Consider the following 9,769-nt stretch of genomic DNA (forward strand, 5'->3'; position numbering starts at 1 on the left):
CCCAGGACGTGTTGGCGCCGCCGATCCGCCGGGTGGTGATCTGCCAGGGCTCGGCGGCGCCAACACGTCCTGGGAGATCTCCGACCCCGTACTGCCCCCGGGTCTGGGCGCGTTCGACGGTGTGCCGGTGGCGGTGCTGGAGCCGACGGCGGTCTCACTGCGCGCCTGGGCACACCTGCTCGCGTCCCCCGGCACCTCCGCGGAACTGCCGCTGCTGACCCGCCCCGGCCGGCACGGCGCCGTGGCCGCCTCGGGCGACCCGGGCAGCGCCCAGCACTTCCGGGACGCGGCCACTCCGGAGGCGTACCGGCTCGCGGCCCATCTCGCGGCGGTGTCCCCGCTGTCGGTGCCGGTGATGCGGCTGGTGCAGCGCGAGGTGCTGGCGGCGCGGCCCTCGCATCTGGCGGAGGTGTTCCTCGGCGGCCTGGTCCGGCCGCATCCGGCACCCGTACCGGGTCCGCTGCCCGCCAAGCACCGCGTGTTCGACTTCTCGGAGGAGTCCAAGGCGGTGCTCCTCGACGCGGTGCCGCAGGCCGAACTCCTGCGCACCGGGCGGCTGATCGGCCACCGGCTCAGTGAACTCGCCGGGAATTCACCGGACTTCCCCGCCTGGCTGGTCCACCCGGACGGCTCGGCCCAACTGCCCACCTCGCACCAGCCGTTCACGAGTGTGGAACGGCGGCTGCTCGCCCGGTTCGGGGTCTCCTTCGACCGCGCCTCACCGCTGGCCCCGCAGGAGCGGCTCGTCGACACCGGTCCTGCCGACGACTGGGGCCCGTTGACCCCCGAGGACCCCGTCCGGCTCGGCCCGTACGAACTGCGCGGGCGCCGCCGGGGCCGCCGTACCGTGCTCTACCGGGGTGTCACCGCGGACGGCGCGGAAGCCGTGCTGCGGGTGCCGCGGCCGGACCTGCCGGCCACCAACTCCCGCTTGCTGGAGGTGGAGGCGGAGGCGCTGACCCGGCTCCAGGGACCGTACGCGCCCGCGCTGCTCGCCACCGGGCTCGAGGACTCCCCGCCCTGGATCGCGATGGCGCTGATCGCGGACAGCGAGGCACCGCTCGCCCGGCCTCCGCAGCTCGTCGACTTCGTCGACGAGGCGATCCGGTCGGGCACCGCCCCCTTCGACACCCTGCGCGGACTCCTCGTCGCGTATCACCTGGCCAGCGCCCTCGCCCTGTGCCACGCCTCGGGTCTGGTGCCCGCGGACCTCAACGCCGACGGCGTCTACGTGCTGCGCCGCACCGTGGTCCTCGGCGGGCTCTCGGACTGCGCCGTCGACGGCCGTCATCTGGGCCCCGGCCCGGTCCCGACGGCCGCGGACAACATCCGCTCGCTGGGCGGACTGCTCCAACTCATCAGCACCAAGGCCGGGTTGCGGCTGGCGGGCCTGTCCGAGGGCATGCACCTGTGGCAGGGCGGCACCTGGGAGTCCCTGCGCAAGCTGGTGCTGCGCTGCCTCGACGCCGACCCCGGACAGCGGCCGACGGCGGGCGAGATCGCCGACCTGCTGGCCCGCTACATCGCCCAGCACCGGACCCCCGGCGCACAGGCCGCCGCCGTACGGACCGGCGGGGGCACGCGCCCGGCGGCCCCGGTTCCGCTCACCGTGCCCCGGCCGGCCGGGGACCGCTCCGGCCCGCTCCCGCTGCGGCTGCCCCGCTTCGGCGCGGGCCGCCGGGAGATGGAGGCGCGCCTGGAGCGGCTGCGGGTTCCGCTGCCGTACAGCAGGCGGCTGACCCTGCTCGGCGCCTATCACTACAGCGGGCGGTCCACGACGACGGTCGCGCTGGGCTCGCTGCTCGCGACGGTGCGGGGCGAGCCCGTGCTGGCCCTCGACGGTGCCCCTTCGGAGGGCGCGCTCGACGAGTTCCTCCGCGACCGCAACCCGGGCACCGTGCGCGACCTCGCCGCCCTGCCGCCCCACCCGTCCTACGACGCCGTACGCGCGCTGGCCACACCGTTCGCGTCCGGCCTCGACGTGGTCGCCCACCGCTCGGGCCGCTACGGCCCGAACCCCCTGCACGCACAGGAGTACTCCCGCGTGCTGGAACACACCGCGCCCTACTACTCGTTCGTGCTCACCGACTGGTCGCCGCAGCGCCTGGACAGGTCGGCGGAGGTGGTCCTGGACCACACGGACCAGCTGATCCTGTGCTCCGGCACCGCCGACTGGTTCCTCGACGGGGCCGATCGCATGCTCGGCACGGTCCGGGAGCGAGGCCGCGGCCGCTTGGCCAACGAGGCGATCCTCGTGACCACCCAGCCCACCGGCAGCCAGACCGGCACGGGGCACCAGTACGCGGGCTTCGCCCGGCGGTTGGGCATCCGCCGGGACCGGATCGTGCACGTGCCCTTCGACAGCGCGCTGCGCACGACGCGCTGGGAGCTGGACCAGTTGCGGGTGGCGACGACGAACGCCCTGCTGGCCCTCGCGGAGCTGGTCGTGAGACCCGGGCCCGCCTGACCCACCGCACGACGAAGGTCCCCGGCCACCGCGTCGGCGGCCGGGGACCTTCGGGAGAAGACAGCTGCGGAACGTCAGATCAGGCCGAGCGAGCGGACCGCGTCGCGCTCCTCCTCGAGCTCCTTCACCGACGCGTCGATGCGCGCGCGGGAGAACTCGTTGATGTCCAGGCCCTGGACGATCTCGTAGACGCCGTCCTTCGTGGTGACCGGGAAGGAGGAGATGAGGCCCTCCGGGACGCCGTAGGAACCGTCGGACGGGATACCCATGGAGGTCCAGTCGCCGTCCGCCGTGCCGTTGACCCAGGTGTGGACGTGGTCGATGGCGGCGTTCGCGGCGGAGGCCGCCGAGGACGCGCCGCGGGCCTCGATGATCGCGGCACCGCGCTTGGCGACGGTCGGGATGAACTCCTCGGCCAGCCACTTCTCGTCGTTCACGGTCTCGGCGGCGTTCTTGCCGGCGACCGTGGCGTGGAAGATGTCGGGGTACTGGGTGGCGGAGTGGTTGCCCCAGATGGTCAGGCGCTTGATGTCGGCGACCGTGGTGCCGGTCTTCTTCGCGAGCTGGGTCAGCGCGCGGTTGTGGTCCAGGCGGGTCATCGCGGTGAAGCGCTCGGCCGGTACGTCCGGGGCGGCGGCCTGCGCGATGAGCGCGTTGGTGTTGGCCGGGTTGCCGACGACGAGGACCTTGATGTCGTCCGCGGCGTTGTCGTTGATGGCCTTGCCCTGCGGCTTGAAGATGCCGCCGTTCGCGGAGAGCAGGTCACCGCGCTCCATGCCCTTGGTGCGGGGGCGGGCGCCGACGAGGAGGGCGACGTTCGTGCCGGCGAAGGCGACGTTCGGGTCGTCCGTGATGTCGATGCCCTGGAGCAGCGGGAAGGCGGAGTCGTCGAGCTCCATCGCCGTGCCCTCGGCGGCCTTGAGCGCCGGGGTGATCTCCAGGAGACGCAGCTTGACCGGCACGTCCGCGCCGAGCAGCTGGCCGGAGGCGATGCGGAAGAGCAGGGCGTAACCGATCTGGCCGGCCGCGCCGGTGACGGTGACGTTCACGGGAGTGCGGGTCATGGCGTTCTCCGTTATGACAGCTGGCGGTGGGGCGGCACTGCCCCGGGGTGCTGGGACGTACAAATGATCGATCTCTTGGCGTCAAGAGATCCACCGGTCAGGCTATCGCGCATCCGGGATCGCGGACTGCCGGGTCCGTGTGGCCCACCCCACAACATCGGGACCGGGGCACGGAAAAGGCGGCCGTCCGGCTCGGGAGAGGAACACCGGACGACCGCCGTGGGGGGTACCGGGAATCCGGACTCCCGTGGGGGTACGGAACGCCTGCCCCGATCCCGGGCGGCCATTCCCCACGTTCACCGAATCCCCACATACGCGCCCCGCATGTCCTAGGTCGTGCACCCCTGCCGCCCCGACGCCAGCGTCACGCAGGCCCTCGCCTCGCCGGCGTCCTTCACGGCCACCATCGGGGTGTACGCGATCGCGTCACCGGCCGCCGTGATGCTGTCGCTCTCCTTGGCGGTCCCCGCGCTGACCTGTACGGAGTCCCCCGGGACACCCGCGGTGATACGGCCCCAGGCGGCGCCGCAGGTCTTGCTGTAGCGGACCTCGACGACGGTCGTGCCGACGGTCGCGGTCCTGGCGGTGGTCACCGCGCCCGCCTCCGTCGTGCACCCCATCGCCTCGGCGTCCTTGCCGGTGCAGCCCGCGCCCACGCACTTCACCCCGGCCGGCAGCTCGGGATCCGCACTGACGGACGGCGAGGCAGAGGTCCGCGCCGCGCTCGCCTTCTCGCCTCCGCCGTCATGGCGGGTGAACAGGAACACGGCCCCGATCACCACCAACGCCCCGACGACCCCGGCCCCGAACATCAACACCCGCCGCCTGGCCCCACCCGCACCGGCGGGCGGGACGGGTGGCGCGGGCTGAGCGGGTCCACCGGGCACCTCCGGCAGCCGCCCCGGCCGACCGTGGTGCCGCGCCCCCGAATCCCCGGCGATCCCCCACGAGTCGGCGCCCTTCGGCGGACCTTCCCGCACCTCAGAAGCACTGGCCGCTACGTCGCTGTCGGGCGCCGCCGGCTGGGGCGGCACCGTCGGGGACACTCCCGCCGGGCCCGCGATCCCCGGGGCCGCGACGAGACTCCCGCCGCCCTTGCGGGCCGCCTTGCCGCCGCTCTGCGCCTTGGCGCTGCTCCGGCTCTCCCCCAGCGCGTCCCGCGCCTGGGAGATCCGCAGCGCCTCCATGGTCAGGTCGTGCCGTGACTCCGAGCGGCTCCAGGCGCGTTCGGCGAGTTCCCACATCGTGGTCAGATGGATCGGACTGGTTCCGGTGACCTCGGCGAGGGCGACGATCGCGCCCTTCGGGGCGAGGAGCCGGCCGTTGAGGTAACGGTCCCAGGACGTCTTGCTGTAGCCCGTGCGGTCGGCCACCGCCGCGATGCTCAGGCCGCTGCGGTCCACCAGCCTGCGCAACTGGCCCGCGAACTCCCTGACCTGCGGATCGAGTTCATCCGACAAGGCCCTCCAACGAGGCATTGCTTCCCCCCTCTGCCCTGAATCGCCCACGCTAACGCGGTTGTTGGTCGAGTTCGTTGCATATACGCAAACTCGTCAATACATCAACACAAGGGTCACTACTCCCACAACAGCCGCGAGAAGCAGGAAAAGCAACAGCACCAACGCAAACCGGAGCAGCAGTCCACCGGGCCCCCGCTCCGGCTCCCCTGGCGGTGTGTCCCACCACGGCAGGGTCGGATCCTCCCGGTACTCGTCCGCGCCCTCGGCCCGCGCCGGCACCGACGCCGGGACCGTCTCCGGGCGGGGCCAGGCCTGGACCGCCAACTCCCAGCGCACACCGATGCGTTCGGCATCGACGCCGGCCACCCGGCACAGCGCGACGACGGCCTGCCGTGGCGGGGGCTGGGTGGCGTTGAGATAGCGGTGCCAGGAGGACTTGCTGTACGCGGTACGCGCGCCGAGCGCCACCAGGCTCAGCCCGGTGCGGTCCTTGAGGAGGCGCAACTGCTCCACGAAGTGCCGTACCTCCGCCGGAAGTTCGTCCGGCAGCGGCTGCCAGCCGCCCATCGCACCTCCCCGGCGTCCCCATATGCCCGCTCCGAGCGGAATGACGACATCGGTAGGGGAACGGTTCCCTCGTCGCCACGCGGTGCGGACCGCGTAGCGAAACGGTCACCTCCCTGCCACAGCGCGCCGACAGCCGTTGAACAGCGCGCTCACACCTCGGCACAGTGAACGCAGACGGCGGCGCGTCCTTGCTCGGGGGAGGGGACGGGCCGCCGTCGTGTGTCGTGAACTGCCGGGCGCCGGGCGCTAGTTGCTGTTGACCGTGTAGTGCAGCGTGTCCTTCAGGAACGGGATCGTCAGCCAGGGCTTCGGCTGCGCCATCAGCGCCAGCAGGACGATCGCGAGGCCGAGCACGCCGTAGGTGACGATGTCGGTGAAGCGGGAGCGGACGGCGAGCATGCCGACGCCGGGCATGACCCAGCGCAGGACGGCGCCGGCCAGCAGGGCGGCGCCGATCAGGAGCGTGCCGTAGCGGAAGACGTCGAAGGCCGTCAGGAGGAGGCCGAGGCCGACCGTGCCGAGGACGGCGAGGATCGGCCACTGGCGGGCCGGGGCCGGGGCGTCGCCCGGGGCGGCCCGGCCGCCGCCCTCGGGGCGGGCGGTGTCGCGGGTGAAGAGGGGGAAGCGGCGGGTGGTACGGCGCGGCCTGCCCTCGGCGTCGGGCGCGCTGACGGGGTCGGTGACCTCGATGTCGTCCATGGCGTCCGCGTCCTTACCGGTGTCGTTGCTCTCAGGCGACACTGCGCTCCGCCGCCTCGACCACGTTGACGAGGAGCTGGGCGCGGGTCATCGGGCCGACTCCGCCGGGGTTCGGGGAGATCCAGGCGGCGACTTCGGCGACGCCCGGGTGGACGTCTCCCACGATCTTGCCGTCGGCGTTCCGCGAGACACCGACGTCCAGGACGGCGGCGCCGGGCTTCACGTCCTCGGGGCGGATCAGGTGGGCGGAACCGGCGGCGGCGACGATGATGTCGGCGCGCCTGAGGTGCGCGGAGAGGTCGCGGGTGCCGGTGTGGCACTGGGTCACCGTCGCGTTCTCGCTGCGCCGGGTGAGCAGGAGGGGCATCGGGCGGCCGATGGTGATGCCCCGTCCGACGACCACGACCTCGGCGCCCTTGATCTCCACGCCGTGGCGGCGGAGGAGGGTGAGAACTCCGTTGGGGGTGCAGGGCAGGGGGGCGGGTTCGTTGAGGACGAGGCGGCCGAGGTTCATCGGGTGGAGGCCGTCGGCGTCCTTGTCCGGGTCCATCAGTTCCAGGATGCGGTTCTCGTCGATGCCCTTGGGGAGCGGGAGTTGGACGATGTAACCGGTGCAGGCGGGGTCGTCGTTGAGCTCGCGGACGACGGCCTCGATCTCCTCCTGGGTGGCGGTGGCGGGCAGTTCGCGCTGGATGGACGCGATGCCCACCTGGGCGCAGTCCCGGTGCTTGCCGGCGACGTACTTCTGGCTGCCGGGGTCGTCCCCGACCAGGACCGTGCCGAGGCCGGGCGTGACGCCCTTCTCCTTCAGCGCCGCCACGCGGGCGGTCAGATCGGACTTGATCGCGGCTGCGGTGGCCTTGCCATCGAGAATCTGGGCTGTCATGGGCCCATCCTCGCGGATGACGCCGTCATGGTTCCAATCCGGGTACCGAATGATCAGGATGTTGCACTTACACAACGCCTACGGAATGCAACTGGACAAAAAGTCGCCCCGAAGAGAACGATGAACGGCGCACCACCGCGGTAGGTGTTGGGGGGCAAACCGCTCATCTCGTGATGTACCTCCGCGCAACCCGCGTCGTCCCCGCAGTGCCAACGGAGGAAATCCCGTCATGAGTTACGACCCGAACAACCCCTACGGGCAGCAACCGCCGCAGAACCCCCAGCCGGGTTATGGCCAGCCCCAGGGCCAGCCGGGCTACGGTCAGCCGCAGGGTCAGCCGGGATACGGCTACCCGCAGGGCGCCCCCCAGGGTGTCCCGCCGCAGCAGGGCTACGGCTACCCGCAGCAGCCGGGCTACCCCGGTTACCCGCAGCAGGGTTACGGCGCCACCCCGCCGTACGCGAACTGGGGTCAGCGCTTCCTCGGCACGCTGGTCGACGGTCTCATCTTCCTGGTGCCGTACATCCTGATCATCGTGGGTCGTGGCAACGGAGCGCTGACGGCCGTCGGTTTCGTGCTCCTCCTCGGCCTCGCCATCTGGCAGCTGATCCAGGAGGGCAAGACCGGTCAGACCGTCGGCAAGAAGGCCCTGGGCATCCGTCTGGTGCGCGAGAACACCGGCCAGCCGCTCGGCATAGGCATGGCGTTCCTCCGCCGCCTCGCCCACTTCGTCGACTCCATCGCCTGCTACCTGGGCTGGCTGTGGCCGGCGTGGGACGCGAAGCGTCAGACGTTCGCGGACAAGATCTGCGGTTCGATCGTGATCCGCACGCAGTAACTCGCCTGATCGGCAGCGTCTTTCCCCGGGGCCGGGTCACCCACTACGTGGTGACCCGGCCCCGGCGCGTTTCTCCGTTCCACGGCAGGAAGGGCGGCGGCAGGACTGCGTTATCGTCGCGTACATGCCTGAACTGATCACACCCACAGGTCGACTCCATTCCTCATGGCTGGCGGCGCGTGACGAGTGGCCTCCGGGCGCCCACCAGGACGGGACCGGCCTGCGTCTGGCACCTGAGGCCGACCTCGACAGCCCCGAGGTCTTCTCGGTGTGGGTCGAGCGACTCCGTGAGCAGGCGGACAGGTCGGTTGCCGTGGGAGAGGGGCGCGTCCACGCCACCCACTGGTGGATCGTCGAGGACGACAGCTATCTGGGAGCCATCGACCTGCGGCACTACCTGAACGCTTTTCTGCTCGATGTCGGCGGGCACATCGGCTACAGCATCCGGCCCTCCGCCCGGAGACGCGGCCTGGCCACGTGGGCCCTCGGGGCGGTTCTCCCCGAGGCTCGTGCCTTCGGTCTGGATCGGGTCCTCGTCACCTGCGACGACGACAACGTCGGATCGGCGCGCAGCATCGAGCGCAACGGTGGCGTCCTGGAGGACGTCCGCACCACCGACGCGGGCGTCAAGCGCCGCTACTGGATCACTCCGTAGGCGGGCGGAGGCAGTCACCGGCCACGCCCGCGACGCTCTGCGGCGGATGTCAGGTGGTGTCACTCGGCGGCTGTCGGAACCCGGTTGAAGAGCCGTCCGGCCAGGTCCGCCCCGATGACGGCGCCGCCTGCGTCGCGGTCCCGCTCCGAACCAGCAGCAGCTCGGCGAACCGGCCGTTGACCGATCCGCCGTGCCCGACGGTGCGCACACCGTCCACGTCGTGCAGGAACCAGGCGATGCCGACGGCGGCACCGAGCGTGGAGCCGCGCAGCTCCACCGTCGGCTCCCGTGTCCGCAGCGCCAGGTCACCGCGGCCGAGGCGGAACCGGGCCCAGCACAGTCGGTCGGACACCGAGGACGCCGGGCCACCGCCCGGGTTGTCGCCGCGCGTGCCCTTCCCCGTCCTCGCGACCTTGAGCGTCCCCTCGCTGAGGTCGTGGCCCACGGCGAAGCGGCGGGTGACGGCCTGTCGGGCGGTGAAGACGCCGCCGGCCAGGCCGGGTTGCTCCAGGACGAGTGAGACGACGGCGGCCTCGTAGGTCGGGCCGGTGACGTTCTCGACGACCCGGCCGAGCAGATTGCGGCCGAGCCGGCGGTAGGAGGCACGCCCGCCGACCGGACCGGTCAGCGCCACCTCGGCGGCCGCGGTCGAGGCAGCCGTCCGGGCGGGGCGTCGGTACCCGACGGGCACCCGGCCCTCGTGGCGTCAGGATGATCACATCTGCGAACATGTCCCCGTCATCCACGCCGAGTCGCGCCCCGCGTGGCCATGCGCCCGCGCGAAGGAGAACAGCACCCCATGTCGCAGCCGCCACTGCCACCTCCCTCGCAAGGCCGGCCTCCGCAGCCGCCCCCGTACCCCCAGCAGGCCGGGCCGTATCAGCCCCCTCAGTCCTACGGCCCCTACCAGCCCCCTCAGCAGCCGCAGCCGGGCCCTCTGCCGCACGCTCAGAATCCTTATGCGCAGCCTCAGTTCCCGCCCCCGCCTCAGCAACCGCCCACCCGCAGCCGGCGCCTGCCGCTCGTGCTGTGCGCAGTGGCCGCCGTCCTGGCTCTCCTCGCCACCGGCACGGTCCTCATGCTCCGCGGCGACGACTCCACCCGCTCGGACGGCAAAACGAGCGCCACCTCCC

8 protein-coding genes and 1 pseudogene are annotated in these 9,769 nt (G+C 72.1%); 3 read left to right on the forward strand and 6 right to left on the reverse strand.

Annotated elements, in window-relative coordinates; all coding sequences use genetic code 11:
- A pseudogene (locus tag JHN63_RS41875) lies at positions 1–2,467 on the forward strand (hypothetical protein); the annotation flags it as partial.
- Positions 2,468–2,541: 74 nt separating this feature from the next.
- Here the strand turns inward: JHN63_RS41875 and JHN63_RS41880 are convergent.
- The 5 genes from JHN63_RS41880 to JHN63_RS41900 form a co-directional block, all read right to left on the reverse strand.
- Positions 2,542–3,531 carry a malate dehydrogenase gene (locus tag JHN63_RS41880; protein ID WP_200690373.1) on the reverse strand — a complete coding sequence of 330 codons (990 nt, stop codon included), beginning with the start codon at positions 3,529–3,531 and terminating at the stop codon, positions 2,542–2,544.
- 329 nt (positions 3,532–3,860) lie between these two features.
- Entirely contained in the window at positions 3,861–4,991 is a 1,131-nt protein-coding gene (locus JHN63_RS41885; protein WP_234478483.1) for an XRE family transcriptional regulator, read from the reverse strand.
- 93 nt (positions 4,992–5,084) lie between these two features.
- The gene (locus tag JHN63_RS41890) at positions 5,085–5,558 is read right to left on the reverse strand and encodes a helix-turn-helix transcriptional regulator (RefSeq protein WP_200690375.1); all 474 of its coding nucleotides are present in this window, start codon (positions 5,556–5,558) and stop codon (positions 5,085–5,087) included.
- Positions 5,559–5,804: 246 nt separating this feature from the next.
- Complete coding sequence (locus JHN63_RS41895) at positions 5,805–6,257, reverse strand: DUF3017 domain-containing protein (RefSeq protein ID WP_200690380.1); 453 nt, start codon at positions 6,255–6,257, stop codon at positions 5,805–5,807.
- A 31-nt stretch (positions 6,258–6,288) separates the two neighbouring features.
- Positions 6,289–7,143 (reverse strand): bifunctional methylenetetrahydrofolate dehydrogenase/methenyltetrahydrofolate cyclohydrolase, encoded by an 855-nt coding sequence (locus JHN63_RS41900; protein WP_200690376.1) that lies wholly within the window; start codon positions 7,141–7,143, stop codon positions 6,289–6,291.
- Between the two features lie 229 nt (positions 7,144–7,372).
- On the opposite strand from JHN63_RS41900, the gene JHN63_RS41905 reads away from it, so the two are divergent.
- Together JHN63_RS41905 and JHN63_RS41910 are read left to right on the forward strand one after the other, a co-directional pair.
- A complete protein-coding gene (locus JHN63_RS41905) occupies positions 7,373–7,981 on the forward strand; it encodes an RDD family protein (protein ID WP_200690377.1) in 609 nt (202 codons plus the stop codon).
- A gap of 124 nt (positions 7,982–8,105) precedes the next feature.
- Entirely contained in the window at positions 8,106–8,636 is a 531-nt protein-coding gene (locus JHN63_RS41910) for a GNAT family N-acetyltransferase (RefSeq protein WP_200690378.1), read from the forward strand.
- A gap of 49 nt (positions 8,637–8,685) precedes the next feature.
- Here the strand turns inward: JHN63_RS41910 and JHN63_RS41915 are convergent, their stop codons facing one another.
- Positions 8,686–9,327, reverse strand: coding sequence for a serine hydrolase (locus tag JHN63_RS41915; RefSeq protein ID WP_200690379.1), 642 nt, complete (start codon positions 9,325–9,327; stop codon positions 8,686–8,688).
- Positions 9,328–9,769: the final 442 nt, after the last annotated feature.

It is taken from the genome of Streptomyces sp. MBT65 (genome assembly GCF_016612545.1).
Taxonomy (GTDB): domain Bacteria; phylum Actinomycetota; class Actinomycetes; order Streptomycetales; family Streptomycetaceae; genus Streptomyces.

Coding starts and splice junctions, on each gene's coding strand:
- JHN63_RS41880 (WP_200690373.1), bottom strand. CDS start 3,531: ATGACCCGCACTCCCGTGAACGTCACCGTCACCGGCGCGGCCGGCCAG.
- JHN63_RS41890 (WP_200690375.1), bottom strand. CDS start 5,558: ATGGGCGGCTGGCAGCCGCTGCCGGACGAACTTCCGGCGGAGGTACGG.
- JHN63_RS41895 (WP_200690380.1), bottom strand. CDS start 6,257: ATGGACGACATCGAGGTCACCGACCCCGTCAGCGCGCCCGACGCCGAG.
- JHN63_RS41900 (WP_200690376.1), bottom strand. CDS start 7,143: ATGACAGCCCAGATTCTCGATGGCAAGGCCACCGCAGCCGCGATCAAG.
- JHN63_RS41905 (WP_200690377.1), top strand. CDS start 7,373: ATGAGTTACGACCCGAACAACCCCTACGGGCAGCAACCGCCGCAGAAC.
- JHN63_RS41910 (WP_200690378.1), top strand. CDS start 8,106: ATGCCTGAACTGATCACACCCACAGGTCGACTCCATTCCTCATGGCTG.